General features: G+C 59.2%; 16 protein-coding genes, 1 tRNA gene and 1 pseudogene. 9 read left to right on the forward strand and 9 right to left on the reverse strand.

Going from position 1 to position 19,972, the window contains the following annotated elements:
- The first annotated feature begins 59 nt into the window (after window positions 1-59).
- The 5 genes from hemC (at window position 60) to I2G20_RS13350 (ending at window position 4,718) form a co-directional block, all read left to right on the forward strand.
- Entirely contained in the window at window positions 60-1,007 is a 948-nt protein-coding gene (hemC, locus tag I2G20_RS13330) for a hydroxymethylbilane synthase (protein ID WP_196260220.1), read from the forward strand.
- Complete coding sequence (locus I2G20_RS13335; protein ID WP_196260221.1) at window positions 1,004-1,747, forward strand: uroporphyrinogen-III synthase; 744 nt, start codon at window positions 1,004-1,006, stop codon at window positions 1,745-1,747. The genes hemC and I2G20_RS13335 overlap by 4 nt, the downstream gene beginning before the upstream one ends.
- Window positions 1,748-1,786: 39 nt before the next feature.
- Complete coding sequence (locus I2G20_RS13340) at window positions 1,787-3,067, forward strand: COG4223 family protein (protein ID WP_196260222.1); 1,281 nt, start codon at window positions 1,787-1,789, stop codon at window positions 3,065-3,067.
- On the forward strand, window positions 3,064-4,449 hold the full coding sequence (locus tag I2G20_RS13345) for a heme biosynthesis protein HemY (protein WP_196260223.1): 1,386 nt from the start codon (window positions 3,064-3,066) through the stop codon (window positions 4,447-4,449). The genes I2G20_RS13340 and I2G20_RS13345 overlap by 4 nt, the downstream gene beginning before the upstream one ends.
- Window positions 4,450-4,642: 193 nt before the next feature.
- Window positions 4,643-4,718, forward strand: a tRNA-Thr gene (locus I2G20_RS13350).
- 109 nt (window positions 4,719-4,827) lie between these two features.
- On the opposite strand, the gene I2G20_RS13355 is transcribed toward I2G20_RS13350, so the two are convergent.
- Both I2G20_RS13355 and I2G20_RS13360 read right to left on the reverse strand, forming a co-directional pair.
- Complete coding sequence (locus I2G20_RS13355; protein ID WP_196260224.1) at window positions 4,828-5,721, reverse strand: hypothetical protein; 894 nt, start codon at window positions 5,719-5,721, stop codon at window positions 4,828-4,830.
- Between the two features lie 253 nt (window positions 5,722-5,974).
- Window positions 5,975-6,328 (reverse strand): hypothetical protein, encoded by a 354-nt coding sequence (locus I2G20_RS13360; protein WP_196260225.1) that lies wholly within the window; start codon window positions 6,326-6,328, stop codon window positions 5,975-5,977.
- Window positions 6,329-6,401: 73 nt separating this feature from the next.
- Here I2G20_RS13360 and I2G20_RS13365 point away from each other — a divergent pair, with 73 nt between their 5' ends.
- Window positions 6,402-6,728, forward strand: a complete 327-nt coding sequence (locus tag I2G20_RS13365; RefSeq protein WP_196260431.1) for a helix-turn-helix domain-containing protein — start codon at window positions 6,402-6,404, stop codon at window positions 6,726-6,728.
- A 373-nt stretch (window positions 6,729-7,101) separates the two neighbouring features.
- On the opposite strand, the gene I2G20_RS13370 is transcribed toward I2G20_RS13365, so the two are convergent.
- From I2G20_RS13370 to I2G20_RS13390, 6 genes and pseudogenes are all read right to left on the reverse strand, one after another.
- Window positions 7,102-9,510 carry a bifunctional DNA primase/polymerase gene (locus tag I2G20_RS13370; RefSeq protein WP_196260226.1) on the reverse strand — a complete coding sequence of 803 codons (2,409 nt, stop codon included), beginning with the start codon at window positions 9,508-9,510 and terminating at the stop codon, window positions 7,102-7,104.
- 555 nt (window positions 9,511-10,065) lie between these two features.
- Complete coding sequence (locus I2G20_RS13375; RefSeq protein WP_196260227.1) at window positions 10,066-10,578, reverse strand: hypothetical protein; 513 nt, start codon at window positions 10,576-10,578, stop codon at window positions 10,066-10,068.
- Complete coding sequence (locus tag I2G20_RS13380; RefSeq protein WP_425502646.1) at window positions 10,568-11,494, reverse strand: tyrosine-type recombinase/integrase; 927 nt, start codon at window positions 11,492-11,494, stop codon at window positions 10,568-10,570. Before I2G20_RS13380 ends, I2G20_RS13375 begins: the two co-directional genes overlap by 11 nt.
- An 18-nt stretch (window positions 11,495-11,512) precedes the next feature.
- A pseudogene (locus I2G20_RS17545) lies at window positions 11,513-11,656 on the reverse strand (hypothetical protein); the annotation flags it as partial.
- 263 nt (window positions 11,657-11,919) lie between these two features.
- Window positions 11,920-13,437, reverse strand: a complete 1,518-nt coding sequence (locus I2G20_RS13385; protein WP_196260229.1) for an AlbA family DNA-binding domain-containing protein — start codon at window positions 13,435-13,437, stop codon at window positions 11,920-11,922.
- Window positions 13,437-16,292, reverse strand: a complete 2,856-nt coding sequence (locus I2G20_RS13390) for an N-6 DNA methylase (RefSeq protein ID WP_196260230.1) — start codon at window positions 16,290-16,292, stop codon at window positions 13,437-13,439. Before I2G20_RS13390 ends, I2G20_RS13385 begins: the two co-directional genes overlap by 1 nt.
- Window positions 16,293-16,431: 139 nt before the next feature.
- On the opposite strand from I2G20_RS13390, the gene I2G20_RS13395 reads away from it, so the two are divergent.
- Genes I2G20_RS13395 through I2G20_RS13405 form a run of 3 tightly spaced genes read left to right on the forward strand, consistent with a single transcriptional unit; the run spans window position 16,432 to window position 18,987 of the window.
- A complete protein-coding gene (locus I2G20_RS13395) occupies window positions 16,432-17,361 on the forward strand; it encodes a DUF5655 domain-containing protein (protein WP_196260231.1) in 930 nt (309 codons plus the stop codon).
- Window positions 17,348-18,037 carry a Fe(II)-2OG oxygenase family protein gene (locus I2G20_RS13400; RefSeq protein ID WP_196260232.1) on the forward strand — a complete coding sequence of 230 codons (690 nt, stop codon included), beginning with the start codon at window positions 17,348-17,350 and terminating at the stop codon, window positions 18,035-18,037. Before I2G20_RS13395 ends, I2G20_RS13400 begins: the two co-directional genes overlap by 14 nt.
- Complete coding sequence (locus I2G20_RS13405) at window positions 18,034-18,987, forward strand: hypothetical protein (RefSeq protein WP_196260233.1); 954 nt, start codon at window positions 18,034-18,036, stop codon at window positions 18,985-18,987. The genes I2G20_RS13400 and I2G20_RS13405 overlap by 4 nt, the downstream gene beginning before the upstream one ends.
- Before the next feature lie 368 nt (window positions 18,988-19,355).
- On the opposite strand, the gene I2G20_RS13410 is transcribed toward I2G20_RS13405, so the two are convergent.
- Window positions 19,356-19,898 carry a methyltransferase family protein gene (locus I2G20_RS13410; RefSeq protein ID WP_196260234.1) on the reverse strand — a complete coding sequence of 181 codons (543 nt, stop codon included), beginning with the start codon at window positions 19,896-19,898 and terminating at the stop codon, window positions 19,356-19,358.
- Window positions 19,899-19,972 lie beyond the last annotated feature (74 nt).

Raw genomic sequence — 19,972 nt, forward strand, 5'->3', positions numbered from 1 at the left:
GAAACTTTGGCGCCATATTTTCCCCTGTGCGCCCATTCTCTTACACCGACGAGGCCACATTGCAATCGCAACCGACCCCGCTATTGACCATCGGCACCCGCGGCTCACCGCTCGCGCTCGCCCAGGCCCATGAGGTGCGCGACAGGCTCTGCGCCATCCATGGCTTTGACCCCGAGACCCTCGCGATAAAGGTCATCAGGACCAGCGGAGACGCCATTCAGGACAAGCCTTTGGCCGAAGTCGGCGGCAAGGGGCTCTTCACCAAAGAGATCGAAGAACAACTTTTGTCCGGGGAAATCGATCTGGCGGTTCATTCCTCCAAGGACATGCCCACCCGCCTCCCCGATGGGCTGGTGCTCTCGGCCTTTCTCGAGCGCGAGGACGTCCGCGACGCCTTCATCTCGCTCATCGCCAGGAGCCCCGATCACCTTCCCGAGGGCGCGCGCATTGGCACATCCTCGCTGCGTCGCGCCGCGCAGATGAAACGGTTCCGGGGCGATTTCCGCATCGTGCCGTTCAGGGGTAACGTCCAGACCCGCCTCAAAAAACTCGCCGACGGGCAAGCCGACGCAACGCTACTCGCGCTCGCCGGGCTCAATAGGCTCGGAGAGAACAATCGTGCGACGTTGGTCCTTGATGAAGTCCGGTTTCCCCCTGCTCCGGCGCAGGGTGCAATCTGCATCGAGACCCGGACCGACGACACCGCCACCGGCCGGCTTGTCGCCGCGCTCGACCATCCTCAAACGCGGCAAAAAGTCGAGGCCGAGCGCGGCTTTCTCGCCAGCCTCGACGGCTCCTGCCGCACCCCGATAGCAGCGCTTTCCCGCCTCGATGGCGGCACGCTCACGCTTCTGGGCCAATTGCTCTCTGTCGACGGGCAGCAAGCGTTCGAGGAGGAAATATCGGGCGATGCCGATGCCGGGCCGGAGCTGGGCCGACGGCTGGGGGAAAAACTCAAAGCCGCGGCCGGCGAGGATTTTCTCAACACACTAAACGGGGCTGAATGAGCGGACGGATCAAACTTCTCGTCACACGGCCGGAGCCCGATGCGACACGCACCGCAGCCCATCTCGCCGCGCTCGATCTCGAGCCGGTGGTCGCCCCGATGCTCGAGGCAATCGCCCAGAGCGACCCCTTGCCCGAGCCCGAAACCTTTTTCGCTCTTGCAGCGACCTCGGTCAACGCGGTCCGCTTTCTCGCTGACCGCAACCCTCACCCGGCCTTTTTCAAAAAGCCGCTCTATGCCGTGGGCGAAGCCACAGCCGATGCGGCGCGCGACGCCGGGTTCGACATGGTCTCCGCGGCAGAGGGGACGCTTGCCGATCTGGTTGCCCTGATTGTCCGAACCCATCGAGGCGGTCCGATCTTTCACCCCGCCGCGCGCGATCTGAGTGGGTCGCTCGGCGCTGCGCTCAAACCTCATTCGATAGATGTGCTGGTTGCAACGCTTTATGCGATGGAACAGGTTCCGGCGCTCCCCGCAAAGGCGCGGGCCGAGCTCGTTGCAGGCGAGATCGCCGGCGCGCTTTTTTTTTCGCGGCGCACGGCCGAGGCCTTTGCCCGGCTCGCCACGGGTCCCGATTTCATCCTTCCAAAGACCATGCTCCATTGCCTGTGCCTTTCGGAAAACTGTGCCGAACCGCTCGTGGAGCATCACTTCCTGCGCATTGCGCTCGCCGACCATCCCTCCCACGAGGCGATGATGGCGCTTGCGCTCGCTTTCGCCCGCGACCAAATCAGGGCATGATTGCCCTCAGACCGAGAAGAACAAAGAGGCGCCACCGCCATGGCCGATAAACCAACCGGACCCGTCAAGCCGCCTACTCTCGATCTCACCGCCCGCAAGCCCGCGCCCGATATCGAAAAGAAAGAAAATCCTGCCGCGCCGAGCGAACCGGCGCCGGCACAAAAACCCGCCGCCGAGACAAAGCCCGCTGCCGCTGCTGCAGCCCCCAGGGACGCGCCTAAAAACATGTCCGGCCCGCAAAAACCTTCTGTAGCCGCGAACCCGGCCCCGCCACCACCCCTTCTTGCGCTTGCCGCCACGGGCCTTGGCGGCGCCCTGGCGGGACTTGCCGCAGCCTATGGATTGGCGATAGCGGGGCATTGGCCGCAGGCTGGAGGCGTATCGCAGGATGCCTTTTCCGCTCTCGAAATCCGCATGGGCCGGGCCGAAAACCGGCTGGAACTGAATACCGCCAACCTCTCAGGGCTGGAGGAGCGTGTCGGAGCCGTGGAAGCCGCGCCTGTTCCCCAATTGCCATCCGACCTTTTGACGCCGGACGCCCTTGCTCCTCTGGAAGAGCGCGTCTTATCGCTGGACGAGAGAATCGAGGCCGTCGCGACGGGCATCCCCGCCGATCAGTCCTCGGCATTCTCCGAGGAAATCGCCCGGCTCGGCGGCGCACTGGCCGAAATCGAATCTCGGCTCGATCAGCCCGACGATGTGGTGGACGCGCTGTCAACGAGCCTCGAAACGCTATCTTCGCGCCTCCAGGCCCTCGAATCGATGGCCGCGGCGCAAGCGGATATCGACGCCATGCGCGCCGAACGCGATCGGTTCGCGCGGCTGCCTGCTGCGACAGCCGCGCTCGAAACCGCCGTCACCGCCGGCCAGCCTTTCGGCGCCGAACTTGCGGCTGTGGAGACCCTCGTACCCGAGCTCGGCATCACCAATGCCGTGCGCACCATTGCCGCCAACGGCGTCAAGCCCACCCGCGAGATCGCGCGCAATTTCCGGGCCCTTGTCCCCGCCTTGCTTGCCGCCCGCCCACAGGATCCGCAGGCGGGATGGCTCGATACCTTCCTGGCCCAGGCGCAGTCGGCAATTGCCCTGCGGCCCATCGAGGGAGAGGAGGACACACCCGAGGTGGCTGTCGGGCGTATCGAGAGGGCGCTCGATAATGACGATGCCGCTGCGGCCCGCGCCCTCATCCTCGATCTTCCCGAACCCATGCAGGCGGTTGCAGCCCCGGTCAGGACCGATCTCGACGCCGTGATCGCCGCCCGCGCTCTGGTGAGCGATATCCGCGCCCTGGCACCCGCAGCCGAGGAGGCCGCCCGATGACGCGCCTCGTAATCTGGCTTGCGATCAGCCTGGGCCTCGCGCTGGGCGCAGCCTGGCTCATCGCCCTGCCCGGCACCGTCGCCATTGACATCGGCCGCTACCGGCTCGAACCGGGCCTCGGCACGGCGATCTTTGCCGTCATTGTGGTCATCTTCGTTTCGATCCTTGTCTGGGCGCTCCTGCGGCGCGTCATCGAAGCACCCGCCCGCCTGGCCCGCCACACCGAAGCCCGGAAAAAGCAGGCTGGGGTCGACGCACTGTCGGATGGCTATATCGCGCTTGAAGCAGGCGAGTTCTCCCGCGCCCGGCATCTGGCGCGCGAAGCGCAGGCAAGGCTTGCCGATTCGACCGCTGCCCAGCTGCTCGAAGCCCGCGCCGATCTGGCGCTGGGCGATTTTGCTGCCGCCCGCGAGCATTACCGCGCCCTGATCGCCAACCCCAAGACCGCGATCGCTGCCCTTGCCGGGCTCTACGAACAGGCGAAAACGCAGGACCGCTCCCGCGCCGCCCTCACATTTGCCCGCAAGGCCCTCACTCTCGCCCCGACACTCGACTGGGCGAGCCAAGCTGTATTTGAAGATCTGGCCGCGCGTGGCGCCTGGTCCGAAGCCCTCAAGATGACTGCAAGCCTTCCGGCGCGCACGCGCGGCCAAAAATCCGCGAAAAGGCACCGGCAAGGCGTCCTGGAAACCGCTCTTGCCATATCGCTCGAGTCGACTGAACCCAATGCAGCGCTCGAGCACGCCAATGCGGCGCTTAAATCGATCCCCGATTTTCCCCCCGCCGCGCTTGTGGCCGCGCGCATCCACATCAACCGCGACGAGACCCGCAAGGCGATGAGCCTTTTAAAGCGCGTCTGGACCGCCACCGGGCATCCCGACGCCGCCACCCTCTACGCCCATGTCAAACCGGGCGCTTCGGCTCTTGAGCGCTTGAAGCGTCTTCAGGGCCTGATCGGCGATCCGGGCACCAGCCCGGCGGCGGCCATCGTCCTGGCCCGCACCGCGATCGATGCTTATGAATGGAGTCTCGCGCGCAACGCCCTTGCGCCTCTCGTGGCCAACGCCCCTACCCGCATGATGTGCCTTCTGATGGCCGAGATCGAGGAAGGGCAACTGGGCGATCAGGGCAAGGCGCGCACCTGGGTCTCTCGCGCCCTGAGCGCCCCAGCCGATCCCACCTGGGTCGCCGACGGGGTGACCTCGGACGAATGGGCTCCAGCCTCCCCCGTCACCGGCCGGCTTGATGCCTTCGAGTGGAAAATCCCCGTCACGGCTGCTTCCCCCATCCTGATCGAAGCCGACGATTCGGCCCGACCGCCCGACATGCTCGAGCTCCCTCAGGAAAAGGAGAAACGTCCTTATCATCAGCCAGCGAACTGATCGTCTGTTCGCTCTTGCGCTCCCGCGCGCCCCTAAGTAAAAGACGAGCCCATCGGGCCGCTTTAGCTCAGTTGGTAGAGCACATCATTCGTAATTAGCGGGTCCGCTAGAGAATGAGCTTCGAAGCCAGTGGGTTGGCGAAGTGGGTAGTGAATTAGTATTTCTATAGTAGGGTTCGCCCTGCGTTTGGTAAGCCGCATTAGCTCAGTTGGTAGAGCACATCATTCGTAATGATGGGGTCAGGTGTTCGAGTCACCTATGCGGCACCAGCTTCCCTCATCTTTCACTAGGTGAGTACGCATGGCGGTTGCAGAAATCGCTGCGTCAGGTTCTGATCGCATCAGCTAAAATAGATTTTACTTCGTTCTTCGTTACCCATCAAAATCCGCACTCCTGCCGTGTCACCATGACCGCACCGATTTCGCGCCCGCTTCGCTCGACATAAATCTCGCGGATTGTCGCCCCAGCACGAAGTAGCGGCTCGAAAGGCTCGTAGGCACAGATGCCATTACGGCTTCCCCGCTGAAATTGGTCTGTCATCGTCATACCTTCGAAATCGACGATATAAGTTCGACGCAACTGCGTCCCTATCGCTTCGATCCTAGCGAGCGTCGTCACGTTGTCCACCGTGATCGGTGTTTGCGACTCATCGGCAAGCAACTTGAGCGTTCCTTCGAGGCCGTTCGAGCGGATCAGGAAGTCAATGCCAGCCTGCTGCGACATCGGCTCAAGCTGAGCACGCTGCTCCATTTGCCGTGCTTGTTCTTCAATGTAGACGGTCACGCCGATGGTAGCAGCTAACAAGATAAAGCCCGTTACTACGCCAAGGCCACCGCTCAGGATGGGAATTGTTGGGACACGATTCGCGGATATCGCGTGCTTGGAGGGCGTCATCAGGAGCCAGAAGTTCGCAATCGGAATGAATGCGAGCAACGCCATACGGCTATGTCCGTAGGCATCTCGTGACCGAGCTATGGCTATACGGCAGAAAAAGAAGCCGCCAGCGACAGACGCCGCCAACGAGATCGCCATGAGCGCCCAAAGATAGCCGCCTATCATCGCGGGTAGCGACTGTAGCCATACCACTTGCACGGCGGACACCAGGAAAAAGATCAAGGTCGAGTAGGCAAAGTATGGTGCGCGGGCAATTTCTGTTTTGGATCGTGTAACGAAGGCTGCGATAACTGCACCGATCACGACAAAGCCAAAACCAATTTGTTGAAGTGTAGATTCGCTTTGATTTACGAATTGAATGGCAATTTCTTCAAGCAATGTCCTGTCCCCCATTTTCTGGAAAAATCACTCACGGGCATCCGAATAGCAAGGAATAACCGTGTTTCTCGCGAGGCCTCCTGCCGCACACCCCTCCAGTAACGAGAGCGAGAGTTCAATTCCGACAGTCGAGCATTCCGTCACCTACGAATCCATCATGCAGATTCACAGAAACGGCGAAGCCGAACACTCGGAGCGCGCGGATTGTGCTACCTTGTATGGAGGTGGCCTGCTCTCGTCGTCGCGACGATATTCATAGCTCCTCCAGCCGCCGCCTGACGGCCTTCCGCACGCGATACCAGTAGGTCTGCTCCGCGCCGTCGCTGCGATACCACGCGCGTTCGTGGCGGGCGAAAGCCTCAAGCTCCGGGTTGGGATAGCTGGCGATAATATCCTCAGCCACGCGGTCGATTTCCCGCATGGGGATCAACCTCGGCTTGATGGCGTCGGTCCAGACCATCCACAGAACCAAGCCGATGAAGATGACCGCCTGTCCGCCGAAGAAGGCGAGCAAGAGCCAGTGCAAGGCCGTGAGGAGCAGATCAACTATCATCATGAGCGGAACCACAGCATCTGACTTGCATGAATGAGATGTTATAGTTCTCATATTTGAGAATGCAAAGTTCTCATTTCTCGATTTGAGTATCCCGTTGCCGCCTCTCTTGGGAAGAGGTGCGCATATGGAGCTTCAACGTCTTTTCGGCGCGAATGTCCGCCATCACCGGAAGGCCAAGGGCTGGACCCTTGAGCAGCTTTCCGGGCAGACTGGTATTTCACGTGAGACCATCGGCAAGATCGAGCGGGGTGTCGCCGCGCCACTTTTCGAGACGGCCGAGAAGATAGCGGCGGCGCTAGACGTTCCCGCGCCCACCCTATTCGGTGCCGACGCTGTGCCCGGCGCGGGCGAGCGGGCACGGCTGCTGACCGAGATCAACGGTACCCTCTCCCGCATGAACGACGACCAGCTTGGTCGCGCCGCGAAGATGCTGAAAGCGTTTGTAGGGTAGCAAGCGAGCAGCATCCCCGAAGGATGCCAAATAGGTGAAAGATTGACCCCAGGCCGAGGGCAATGGACCTGCTGCCCGTATCGACGCGCCTAACTGCGACCCTCACGCGCCGCAAAACCCAACCTGCCGCACATAACCCCGCCGCGCTGGCCCTCAGAGCGCCCCGCAGGCCCATTTTAGGCTAAGCCAGCGCCTTACACCACCCTGCCGCTGCCTGCGCCTCCGAGGGCGGCTAAGGCGGCAATAAAAATGCGGGCGGCGGTGGACTTGCCACCACCGCCCGGTTTGAACAGGTATGGCAGGTTTTTGCGCAGCCATGCGGGCCAAATAAAACCCGGCAAACCAGCCCAAACCTGCCCGTCCGTCGCTTCGATCAGAACGGGACACCTTCTGACGATTCAGGCTCCTCCTGTCGCCGTCCGGATTCAAGCACACGGTAGTGTTTGATGCCGGAACTGTCGGTCTCGGCCTTGAGGATCATTCCGCCTGCGACTCGACCCATATGCTTCCGTAGAAATTTCCCGGCGCTCCGTGTGTTGAACACTCTGCCGTTGGTGTTGGCGATCAGCTCATTGATGATCGCTTGCGCACCTTCATGGCCTTCATCCGAGGCAATGTGGCCGACTTCACTGAGGCTCAGCTGCCGGTCCTGAAAGACATCACGCCAGAGCCGCAGGAAATCGACCAGAAGCGCTTTGTGCGGATCGTCGGCCATCACCAGTTCGCGGGTTAGCTCAGGGTCCGGCTGATCGAGCCAGACCAGAGCCTCGCGGATCAGACCCCACTGCTCGAAGCCGCCAATTTTCTTAAGCGGCTTCGGTCTGCCCGCCACAATATACGCGCGCAGGATCGTCAGCGCCGCTACGACAAGCTGAGGCCGCGTCTCAGTGGTCTCGGCAATCGCGTCGAAGCTGTACTCGATTTTATCGGGCCGCTCCTCGCCGGTGTCGATCCGGCAAAAGAGCGTTCGGCGCGTTATGTCGCCCGCAAGTTCGATGTTATTGCCGGTGGCGATGACAAGGCTACCGGTAGGCACGTTGGCGACTTCGGATCGACCGAGGATACGCGGCCTCACCTTTTCCTGAGTCAACATCGTGCAAAGGAAATCTCCTTCTATCGGGCGATCACAATTGTCGATGACAATCACAGGGTCGCCCGCCATCAGCACTGACGACAGCCGCTTTTCGTTCTCCTCATCCGACTTGCCCTGAGACATCATCGCGGGTTTATGTCCGGTTGCAATTATGCAGACGATTTCCGAGAGCAGCGACTTGCCGGACCCAGCGGTGGGCGCGTCGAGGGCGATCAGCGGAGCGGATGGGAACATGCGACGCACCAGTGCCGTCATAACGGCGGCGAGTGCGACGCTGCGATGCGGTTCGCCACCGAACCGGACTTCGCGGAACGGGCGCTTCAGAACCTCCAGCGCCGCGCGAGCCTCCTCCTTCGTCGGGTTGTCGGGAATTCTTGCAAACTCCGTTCGCCCCGGATCGTAGAGAAGGCCAGTATCGGGATCGTAGCCCTTATCCTGAAGGACGGACCCGTCCGGTCGAAGTGTCGGCGCTTGAATGACGCCTTTCAGGAAACGCAGTCTCCAGTTGCCGACGCGCGCGAGATAGGCGGTGGCGGCCTCGCTCGGCGGATCAATGGGGACAAACTTCTTTTTCTGCTTTCTGGCCCATCGGGCATGCCGCGCGAATTGTTCCCGCAGCCAAGGTGACGTCACGGTTTGCAGCACCAGCGCGCCGGTTTCACGCTTGATCCCATCGCTTTCGGCACTGGTCTGAATCCGCGCAACCCGCACCAAGGATTCAAAACGCTGGAAAATATCGACGTTATTGTCGATCAAAGCCTGTTCGGCCCGATCCACTGCCTGCGGGAGTTCGCCGGGCCTCACAACGATGGCGTTTGGGTCAACCCCATCTCCGTCATCGCTAAGCCATTTCCGGAGCGTCTTTTCCATCGGCTCGATGCCAAGAAATTCGCAGAGGGTGGGGAGACCCCACGTCTCCTCGCCGGCCTCGAACTTCTCCCGGCTCGCTGCAGCCTTGCCGCCGCGCTTCTCGGCCTCGTCGTCTCCGGCGAGAGAGGCGACATGCATGACCCACGCGTCTATCTCCTCGTCGGCGAACCCGGCCCGAACAAGCGCCCCCGTGAGAGCAAGACATATATTGTCCCGATTGCCTGTCCCGCGCGGATAGCGTTTCAAAACAACGGAAAGGAACGCAACGCACCCGGCATAGCGTTCGAGTTCTGCGCCTTCCACCTCGGGGATGTTACGGGGATCGTCGTGCCACCGCAGAAGCTCGCCATTCGGATGAACGGAAGGCGGCACCATCGTCTGCATTTTGTTGCCGCGAAGTTCGAGCACAGTGTCTTTGTCAGCACCGAACACATCACTCATATCGGGGGGAATTTTGTACTGTCGATTTTTCGGCAGCACACCTCTGACAAAGCGGTGGCTGTTCTGCGACGTTGCCCGGCCAAAGCTGGGATACGCGGAAAACACCAGTTTCCCGACCAGCGCCGCTTCCGACCAATCATTGTCAATGTCGATCAGACCGCTGGAGCGTTCGCCCAAGGCGATACCGACATTGCTTACTGCACCATAGGCAAAGAACAGCTCCTCGTCGGTTCGTTCGACAACGGTTCCCCATTTGCCCTTAGGAGCCTTTTCACGGGCCGGGAGCACAATAGGCTCCCAGCCCAAAGATTTATAGAAGACGGCGGCATCGCCGGGCGTTTTGAACTGCTTTTCGGAAGTGAGGTTGAACTGCGTCATCGCCCCACCTCCTCTGGATTGCATTCGCGCTCTTTGAGGTATGTCAGGATATCCGACCAACGATAGCGAATTGCTCCTGCACTAAGCCGGAGATACTTCGGTCCCCAACCGTATATCCGACCTTTCTCCAGCCAGGACATGCTCATTCCGGTTAGGGTCGCCACCTGTCCGGTGGTCAAGAGTCTTTCAGGATTGGCGGGCTGGCGGATTAAGGCTGAAGTGCTCGCGCCTTCAGGACGGGCGCGTGATTTGGTTTCCACATACATTGCGGTGACCTCTGGGTAGCGCCCTGCCAAGGCGCGAACGGGAGGTACAGGCCACCAGTCTCATTTGATCGGTCATCGGTGGGAGGACATGGCAGGGCAATATTCCCCTAAAGGGTGTGGTCCAGAGGGTCGGTGCCCAAGGTCACCCGCCGCGGAAATTCATCCGCTGGATGCTGTCAACTCATCCGTCTTCATAATGGCATAAGTCGCAGGCTGCCTCAATCTGTAACTGCCGTCAGCGAAATAGTGTCCAACAGTCTCAGCATAAGTTCCTGATCGCACGAGAGTATTAATTCGGGCGGATGCTGAGATTGTCCCATTCGGCAAGTTCACCGATTATTCGCTGAACCGCCTCCGCTTCCAGCGCCTCCCGCACTGCGTCTGGCTCCGCGCAAGCAGCATTGCCACGCCTGCGGAACATGTCGCAAAGTACATGGGCGGTCTCCTGCACATCGGCTGCACTGGTACAGCCCATGACCTCACGCGCTGCGAGGTGTGCCAATTCCAGAATCGTCCGTACCGCGTCGATGGGGGCAACCGAGCAGGAGCGCAACGCGCGCATCTCAACGTCGCAGACATCCCGCTGTCTCTGCCTCGCCATAAATTGCAGCGCGCGTTCCAAGTCGTGCCCGAACTGTGTCGCCGGCCCGATCAGTGCCATCATCGCGGCGTCTAGCCGCTCCTGCTGACGGCCTTCGGTTTCGTTGGTCGTATGGGCATTGATAATGGCGAGCAAAACACGTTCCAGCACGCTTGCGCCATCGCAGAAATCCGCCCGGCAAATGGAGTCATCAACTGACATCGGCCAAATCCAATATCCGGGCCGCGACCAGCTCCACCGGGGCGCGCAAACGTTCGGCGTTGACGACGATGTAGCCGCCCGTGACGTCGCCATTGGCGCGGTGGTTCAGCAGGCGCTTGAGCGCGTAGTAGGGAACGTCGAGGCTTTCGGCGATGGTGATAAACGTCCGCCGCAGATCGTGCAGCGTGAAGTTCACGCCCGACCCGGTGCTGACCCGAAGCAGGAACTTCTTGGTTTCCACTAAATGCCCGTTCTTGCCGGGACCGGGGAATACCCAAGGAGACCCTTCGGTTTGTTCCTTACGCTTTGTCAGCAGGTCCGCGAGGAATGCCGACAAAGGCAGGTTCAGCGGGTCACCGTTCTTGGTTGTGGGCAGGTGCAGCGTGCGCGCCTGTAGGTCCACGTTTTCCCAGCGCAGCTTCATCAGCTCGCCCCGGCGCATCCCGGTGAACAGCGCCGTGAGCAGGAAGTCGCGGGAATAGTCCGGCTCGGCCATGACCGCTTTCCACCACATGGGCAGGTCTTGCGCGGTCACCAAGGTCTGCCGCCGCCGCTCGCGATGCCATGCCCGTGCTTGGCTCAGGATCAGCACCGGGTTCGGTGGATAGTCGTCCTGCGTGGCAGCAATGAAATTGTAGACCGAGCGCAGATGGCGCATCGCGTTGTTGGCCGTCACCTCGCCGCGCGTTCTGGCAATTTCCTGATGCTTGGCCAGCACCATTTGCCGGGTGATCTGGTTCATGGGCTTTTTGCGCCATGCCTTGAGGTAGAACTTGGCGGTGCGCCCATAATTAGTGACCGTGTGCGGCGACAGCTTGTTGCGCGCCTCAAAGAACCGTTCGAAGGCCACAGCCAGCGTGACGCGCTCAGCGGTTTCCTTGCGCTTTTCCTCGTTGGGATTGCGCCCCTCGGCCATTTCCCCCAGCACCGCCAGCGCCTTCTTGCGCGCCACCTCAGGCGCAAACAGATCGGCGCGGCCAATGGTCACGCGCCGGGTTGTGCGGTTCACCTGCCCTTCGGCGAAATAGACCTTGGAGCGGCTGCCGACCCGAAGGCCGAAACCGGAAAGCAGCGTATCGCGGTAGAAGACTTGGCCGCTTGCCGAGAACGGTATGTCGTCAATGGCGCGGCGGGTAAGACGTAAGCTAGGCATTGAGACCTCCTTTTGGCCTCAACTCAAACTAACTAAATCATCTTGAAAAAGCAAGCAATATCAGATACTTATCACACAATGGCCAGCCCGATCCAACACAAGGAAACACTGTCCATCGCCTGCGCACGCGTGAGCGGACGAACACGAGGTTCAGCCGTTTCAGTTTAGCCAAGCGGCAAAGTAGTAGGTTATTGAGCCTGTTGCGCTTGCAGGGCCTCAATCTCATCCAGACGGCTCGCAGCCCGATAGATCGCACCTCGCAGCACAGCATCGCCATGCGCCGCATCATGCAATCCGTCTAGTAGGTCCAGCAGAGGCAGAATGTTCTCGAAATCGTCTGGCAGACCTTGGATCGCTCGTGCGATGAGCGAGGGTGCATGGCGATCACCTATACCTTCAATTTGGCCCGCCTGAATCTCAGCGGCGACCGGCACCGCCGCACCGGTTGGAGCTGTATAGGCACTACGCTCACCACGTAGCCGCTCCAAGGCACGTTGCTTTGAATTCTGGTAGACGCAGTCTGCGCCCTCTAGCGCCTGAACAGCGGCATCGGTTTCTTGACCGCTGAGGCGAACAAAATAGTGAAGCGGCAACCATTGGCGCTGCACGTGCGCAGAGAGGCAAACATACTCCATCGGCATCCGAACTTGCTCCCTACGCAAGTATGACTTCACCGCCATATCGGCGGTTAGAGCGCGCGCCTCGACCCGCTCACGCACCTGCCCGGCAGCATCGACCGCGCGAACATCCCCCACGAGCCGAAGCGTAGGTGCTCCCTCGCGCTCCTCAAACTCTCCTTCGCGAATGAACTCCAATTGCTCGGCTAGTTCCCGATCAATTGTTATCTGCCTCTCACCGGCATCCACCGTTCCTTCGCGGGTATCAACAATGAGGGCCTTGTCAGTGCCGATCTCGGACAGTCGTGCAGCGCTGGACAGGAGCAAGGCGTGCGCCGAACGATCACGTTCGCGCAGCATGGCGAGAAGATCGCCGTACTTAATTCGTGCAGATTGGCCGGGATAACGGAACAGAATAGTTCCGTCCGTCAGGCCATCGCCGTCTCGGCAGACGATCACGGGGGGCAAGGTGTGCTTCTCAACATGAAGCACACCGACTTCAACACCGTCCAAGTCGAGCAGACATTTTGAAAACACCGGCGTTGGCGTGAGAAACGTTTTCACCTTGTCCGCAACAGTCACGATGTCGGTATCACGGAAGGCTGCATCGGCCAGTCCAACGGCTTTGCATTCGCCATCGGCAACACCAATAAAGACAAAGCCGCCCCTGTTATTAGCCAAACCAGCGATCGCCTTGATTATCGGGTTCAGACGTTTTGGATCGAAAGTTTCTTTACATTCCTGCTCGGAAGTTTCGCCATCGGCGAGATACCAGAGTCCATCGGCGCGGCGCTCGAATCTGGCGCGCGCTTGGTCGGCTAAGCTTTGTCTTGCCGGGATAACGTTCCCATTGATGGCAACGCCGATTTCAGCAGGCGCGAAAGTAGCAAGAAAAGCATCCAAGTCCTCATTCGAAGCTTGCGGCACATCTGGTCCGTAGTCGCCAGTCCGAATGCCGGTGATCCGCCCTGAGTTCACCGGGCGATCCTGTCGATTGAAGTAAAATTGGATGTCCCGGTTGCGCATGTCGCGCGCAAGCATCGCCTTTATGAGGCCGATTTCCTCGTCGGTGATGCTGCGCTTTGCCATTACGCCTCTTCCAATGCAATTTCCTCACCGTCGTTAATTTCAGGAAGCGCTTCATCGCCCCGACCGTCGATGGCATTGTTGAATGCCATCATTGCGCTTCCCATTAAGTCTATTGCTTGCCGCTGCCCGTTTCGTGCTTCCACAAGGCGAGCGATTAGGGCCAGCTGGGCTTCGCGATCAGGCGGAAACGCAATCTCCAAGTCTTCAAAATCTCCGACCTGGGTGCGTCGGCGATTGCTGTGTCCAGTCGTAATCGCCCGGAAGGCCCGCTGATAGTAACGACTGCGCAGGAGGCAAGAGAGGAACACCGGATCCAGTCGGTCGTCGGTGATCTCGTAGATCGGAAATTCCTTCGTGACGAGCGCCCCGTCAAACTCGGGCGGGACGACCGCAACGCATCCTTTCCAGAGGTCAATGGAGCTGAACACCACATCGCCAGCGCGCGCGGCGAACCATGTTGAAGGTATATCCTCGAAATACATGCCGAGCCATTCCGGTGGGTTACGCCCCTTGCCAGCCTCGCGCGGTCGGATTTCGCCCGTCTGCCCAAGCGTCATCACAACGACGCGCTCGTCCGGGCGCGTTTCTGGGTTTACTTGAACCATGCGCCGCCGCAGCACATCCCGGATCGGCATCTTCACCCAGCCGTCTGGAACGACATTTTGCTCCTCTCGTTTGAACAGGTGGTATTTCGGATCGAGGCGATGGCTCGGATGAGCGCGCCAAAGTTCGCCTGCCGAAATTGCCATGCAGTCGGGCGATTTACGACCCGCGTAGTTTTCGGGGTCGGCGCGGAACGCTCGATACTCTCCGAGTATCGTCCCTTCCTGATCGTCCACCAATCTGCCGCCAGCAGAGCCGCGATATAAGTCGTTCAAATCCGAGTGAATGCCCGTGGACGTGTAGCCGACCCAATTTGCCTCTGCGAGAAACACTTTGTAGTCCATCGCATCGAGCGCCATCGCGACCGCTTCTTCCTCGGATGCGCCATTCTCAAGCGCTTCATCATAAACCTGATTAAACGCGGTTTTTTGCCATTTTTGGAACTTACGGAAATACAGTATCGACGTCTTGTTCTGTGCACCCGACTTGCGGAATGCGTAGTCAGGCAGCGACACAATAGCCTCGATCAAGCCATTCTTTGCGAGATACCTGCGCACCGAGGGGCAGTTGCTCTGCTCGCCCTGATTGTTGAACAGGCCATCGGGCAAGATCAGGCCAAGCTCGCCGCCCGGCTCAAGGAAATCGACCGACCGTTCTAGGATGACGTGCTCGGACGCGACCTTGGTCCGGTTATCGGCCACCTTAAACGACTCAAGCGTGTTAGCCCCGAGGTGGTCATCATCACCCGCCTGCACCTCGTCACCGAAGGGCGGGTTGCCAAACAGCTTCGTAAACTTGTCCTTCGGCGGGTTCAGACGCGGATGAGCGAATACAACGTCAAGGCACGATCGATCTGCCTCGATATTCGTATGGCCGTCATGGTGTAGCAGCAGATTGATCTTGCAGATGCGCCCGAGAATGTCATGTATCTCGATACCGAAAACGTTGGTGCGGGAGAAATCCATCTTCGCCCGGTTGATCTCGTTCTCCGGTTGCCCCTCGTACTCGCGGTCGATCTTGTGCCAGACCTGCAGCAGGGCTTCTAGCAAGAATCCACCGCTGCCAGCAGTCGGGTCGATGACGTAGTCGGTTTCCCCGATGCCAAGCATGGCAACCGTGAACCGCGACAACTGGCGCATCGTGAAATACTGCCCAAGCTCTCCGCGAAACACCGCTCCGAAGAAGTTTTCAAAGGCCGCGCCGATGCTATCGACGTCTGTCCGCAGGAAACTCACCTCTTGCAAGGTCAGAACGATCTCGTAGATCTTCTTGTCTGTCAGGCGAATGCGAGCGTTTGCGGGGAAGATTGTAGGGTCCTGCTTGCACGCCTGCGCAAATAGAGTGTGGACGCGCCCAGCGACGGCGGCGGTAGTCTCGTTGGTGCCGACCTGAAAGTGCCGGAACTCGCCGGAACGGCGATTGCGTTCGTCGACCACCTTCGCAAACAAGAGTTTGCTCCACTCATCGAACGAGGTCAGGGGGTCACGTTTACCACCGGCCCAGATAAGTGAGTGTACACGCTTGATCTTGGCTTCAAGCAGGTGTGAGGCAACGGGATGGATATCCATCTCGCTGCCCGCGACGTAGGCATAGGCCGGAACCTCACCAAACTGCTCGGGCACCGCATCGCGCCCGCCGAGCAGATTTCGCTGGCGTTCCGTAGGCTCGAAGTTGCCTACATCGTAGAAGCGTGACTCCCCATACTCCTCGTACAGGCCGAGGGGAATGCGCAGGGAGTTGGCATTGCCAAAAAGTTGCTCGACGCCCTGATCCCGCCCCGCCCTCGATTGCACATCGCTCTTACACTCAACGACGAGATAAGGATCGCGGCAGGCTTCGTCGCGGTAAACGACGATGTCGGCAAAGTCGCTTGGAGTACGACGAGGCACCTGTACCTCAACCCGCATCTGAGTCGCAGGATACTTCTTATCGATCACCAAGTTTGCGATAGCGATGCAGCGAACCCATTCTTCGGGGTCACTCCACGCATACGATTTCTTGTGGTTAAGGTGGTAAGTTACCTTTCCGCTGGCAATCTCAATTACTCCGCGCGCGACGCACTCCGCTACGTTGGCGTTCTCGATTGCAATTTCTGGCGTCAGCTTCATTTGTTCATCCCAGCCTTCTTCGCGGGGACAATCTCTGAATGCTGCTTTTGTGTCAAGAGCGGATATAAGAGCGGTTCGCTCAGAAAGCACGGACGCCATCGGCGATTTGCTTTTATCTATCTGAATAATAGATGTTTTTTCCACAATCAAACCCCTGCCACAAAACCCTATGTGCATATTTTTGATATTTCAGAGTTCGCTACTCTGAAAGTCAAAAGTTGGAGGGAGTTGGGATTGTGCGTTGCTACCAGTTCGGGCAAATTGGAGGGGCTTGGGGGATATAATGAGTGACATCAAACTTTTCCGAACGGACAGCGCTTCAGTTGTCGAGCTGCGCGGTAGCGCGGTTGCACTAGAAAAATCGCTGCAGACCCTGATTGAACGCAACATGGAAGCGTTTCTGGGCGTGCGGTTTCTTGCCTCCGAGTTCATCACTACCAATGGCGGGCGCATGGATTCGCTCGGCATCGACGAGAACGGCTCTCCGGTCATCGTCGAGTACAAGCGCGCCAGTAATGAGAACGTCATCAACCAAGGCTTGTTCTACCTCGACTGGCTGATGGACCACCGCCGCGATTTCGAATGGCTGGTCTTGGAACGCTTCGGCGCTGAGCAGGCCAAGGCAGTTGATTGGACAACGCCTCGACTGATCTGCATTGCAGGTGATTTCACCAAGTACGACGCCCATGCGGTCAACCAGATGAACCGCAACATCGCGCTGGTTCGATATCGCCGCTTTGGCGATGAGTTATTGCTGTTTGAACTGCTAACCTCAGCATCAGAACGGCCCGCTCGGGAAATGTCCGTTGGGATCAACGCAGAGGGTGAACCTGCTTCAACCCGATCCCGATCTCGCCAGAAGACGGTCACGCAATATCTCGCAGATGCGGACCAAGACCTCGTTGATCTCTACGAGGCCACCAAGGCGTACCTGCTTGCGCTGGGCGATGATGTCGAGCTGAAGACGCTCGACAACTACGTTGCCTTCCGCCGGCTCAAGAATTTTGCGTGCGTCGAGGTCAAGCCGCAGATCCGGCATCTCAAGGTTTTCGTCAAGGTCGATCCGGATACCGTCGATCTTCAGCCCGGCTTTACCCGTGATGTACGCAACATCGGCCATTTCGGCACCGGCGACCTCGAAATCATCATCACTGACGTCGCCACGTTGGACAAAGCCAAGCCATTGATGGACCGCAGCTATGACGGGGCCTGAGCGTTCCCCATCTGCGGTAGCTAAAGTTCGTCACGAGGTCGAAGAACGCGGATACGTTCTTCTCAAGACCTACCGTCCCAATACCAGTGGCGAGGAAATCGCGTCAGCACTAGGGAAAGTTCTCACGCTTGGGGAAGGGTCGCCGGTACATCAGTTGAGACCGACCCCAAAAGATCAAACCACCCCGAACACGTACAGCGGGATTTATGGGTTAGATGTCTTCCCTTTCCATACAGACATGGCTCATTGGCGGCACCCGCCCCGATACATAATGTTGAGGTGTCTCGTCGGGTTCGAAGAGGTGCCAACGCTCCTTGCCGATGGGGCCGAAATTGTCCGTGAAGCCGACGACAATGTTCTTGCGCGTGCGTTGGTTCAACCGCGTCGACCGGTGAAGGGCAGACTGCCACTGCTACGCATCTTTCAGCCGAGTGAAGGCTTCGGCCTCATACGTTGGGACGACAAATTCTTCAGACCCGCCTCTCGTGCAGGTGAGCATGGAGTTGAACGCTTCCGCGCTGCGCTTGGCACGGTTTCAAAGCACAGCATCGCGTTGGTCGAGCGGGGCGACACCGTTGTCATCGACAATTGGCGAATGCTGCATGCTCGATCTCCAGTGCCTCCCGCTTGCGAGGGTCGCATCCTAGAGCGTGCCTATTTGGAGCAACTGCATTGAAGAAGACAATCAATCCCGGAAAAACACCCGCTGCATGGGACCCGGAAGCCCTCTTTGCGAAAGCACAGCGTTGTGCAGAGCAGATGGTCGAAATGGATGCAGACAGTTGGCAGCATGGCCTAATGGCCAGCCTCTCCCTGGAGCTTCTGGCTCGTGCGGCCCTTGCCAATGTAAGCCCGGTCCTTCTCACCGACCCTAGTCAAGCGTGGATTCAGACTTATCACGCCCTAGGCTATCCCGCGCTAGAGGCGCGAGCGCCTTCGTCGGTCGCGACGGGAGAAGTGCTGAAAAGACTGGCTGCGATCTTCCCCACGTTCACCAAGGAGGTATCGAGTGCCTGCACCCGTATCACCGGGAATCGGAACGCCGAATTGCATTCCGGCGAAACTCCTTTCGATGACGCGCTGACCAGCACATGGCAGCCTCAATTCTATGAGGCATGTGCCGTTCTGCTCGCAACAATGGGCTATGAGCTCGACGAACTATTCGGCAAGGAGGAGGCCGAAATTGCGAGCAAGCTGATCGCTGCCGCTGCTGATAAAAGTGCAAAGGCGGTCGCCGGCGACATCGAGGCACACCGAAAGGTATGGGAGGCAAAAGATGACAATGAACGCAAAGCGGAAAGTGAGGCAGCCGCGCTTTGGGCTGTAAGACGAAGCGGCCATCGTGTCGATTGCCCCGCCTGCGGATCGACTGCACTTCTGTTCGGCGACCCAGTTTCCACACCCCAGCTAAAACTCAAGGATGACGAGATAACAGAGACCCAGGAACACCTACCGACGCACTTTGAATGCGTTGCCTGTGGTCTCAAGATTAACGGTCTATCTCGCCTGAATGCCGCAGAACTGGGCGGCAGGTTCAAACGGACCAGCGTGTACGATGCAGCGGAGTACTACGCACCTGAAGAAACGTATCCTGACTTTGAAGACGACAACAATGAGCGATTTTAGGTGAACCGCATATCAAGAATCCGGCTGATCCGGGACATCCCTCCAACCACGGGCTTGCTCCCCTGCCCAATCTGAGAGCGCCGTTGATAGGGGGAGGTCCGGGGGACGGGGGACGGGGGACAGATTAGTAGGGCAATTCCTGATTTGTATTCTTCTAGTAGCGGGGCGGGGTCAAAGGGGTGGCAACAGGGTGATACCCCGTGCTACCGCTCGACTCTCGAAAGTGGATTCTGGCCAAAGCGTTATCCAGCATCGTCCAACGATTTAGTAGAGCATCTAAATATCTGAAATCATTGCGAAAAACAATTCGTAATGATGGGGTCACGTGTTCGAGTCACGTAAGCGGCACCACTTTCCCGATCCTTTAGTTATCCGCGCGCCAGCCTAGGCCATAAAAAGCCCGTGCGCGCCTTGTAGGCCGCATAGGTTTGTGCGAGCGGGGTTTGCGCGAATTTTTCTTCCTCGCCCCGCGCCGCAACGACGTAGAGGACGATGAACAGCACAACGCTGGGAACGGCGAAGGCCGACCATGTCGCAAGCGCCCATCCCGACCAGAACAGGATATAGGACGAATAAAACGGGTGGCGCATGTAGCGATAGGGGCCGGTCTCCACGAGGCCTCGGGGCTTTTCGGGCGTGAAAATATATTCGAGCTGGGCTTGGCGGGAAGCGCGAATGGCGGCAGCAAATAGCGCGCCTGCAACAAGCTGAAAGGCAAATCCCGCGATCTGCGCCCAAAGGGGCTGATCGAGCGCGAATGTGAGATAGAGGTAAAGCACCGTCGACGCCGCCACGAGGGCCGAAATGACGCGCGTGCCCTTCGGCATGGTCTTGGACACAAAATGTCCGCGCAGCGACCAGATATAGGCACCAACCGTCAACAGGCCGGCCGCCGCAACCAGATAATCCATTTTCACACTCCCTGTTCAGCTCCGCAGACAGCCAAATTCATTGTCGAAATTTTAACCGTCATACGAAACCCCAT

The sequence above is a fragment of the Pelagibacterium limicola genome (assembly GCF_015694405.1).
GTDB lineage: Bacteria > Pseudomonadota > Alphaproteobacteria > Rhizobiales > Devosiaceae > Pelagibacterium > Pelagibacterium limicola.

Coding starts and splice junctions, on each gene's coding strand:
- I2G20_RS13335 (WP_196260221.1), top strand. CDS start 1,004: ATGAGCGGACGGATCAAACTTCTCGTCACACGGCCGGAGCCCGATGCG.
- I2G20_RS13340 (WP_196260222.1), top strand. CDS start 1,787: ATGGCCGATAAACCAACCGGACCCGTCAAGCCGCCTACTCTCGATCTC.
- I2G20_RS13345 (WP_196260223.1), top strand. CDS start 3,064: ATGACGCGCCTCGTAATCTGGCTTGCGATCAGCCTGGGCCTCGCGCTG.
- I2G20_RS13360 (WP_196260225.1), bottom strand. CDS start 6,328: ATGAGAACTATAACATCTCATTCATGCAAGTCAGATGCTGTGGTTCCG.
- I2G20_RS13365 (WP_196260431.1), top strand. CDS start 6,402: ATGGAGCTTCAACGTCTTTTCGGCGCGAATGTCCGCCATCACCGGAAG.
- I2G20_RS13370 (WP_196260226.1), bottom strand. CDS start 9,510: ATGACGCAGTTCAACCTCACTTCCGAAAAGCAGTTCAAAACGCCCGGC.
- I2G20_RS13375 (WP_196260227.1), bottom strand. CDS start 10,578: ATGTCAGTTGATGACTCCATTTGCCGGGCGGATTTCTGCGATGGCGCA.
- I2G20_RS13380 (WP_425502646.1), bottom strand. CDS start 11,494: ATGGCCGAGGGGCGCAATCCCAACGAGGAAAAGCGCAAGGAAACCGCT.
- I2G20_RS13385 (WP_196260229.1), bottom strand. CDS start 13,437: ATGGCAAAGCGCAGCATCACCGACGAGGAAATCGGCCTCATAAAGGCG.
- I2G20_RS13395 (WP_196260231.1), top strand. CDS start 16,432: ATGAGTGACATCAAACTTTTCCGAACGGACAGCGCTTCAGTTGTCGAG.
- I2G20_RS13400 (WP_196260232.1), top strand. CDS start 17,348: ATGACGGGGCCTGAGCGTTCCCCATCTGCGGTAGCTAAAGTTCGTCAC.
- I2G20_RS13410 (WP_196260234.1), bottom strand. CDS start 19,898: ATGGATTATCTGGTTGCGGCGGCCGGCCTGTTGACGGTTGGTGCCTAT.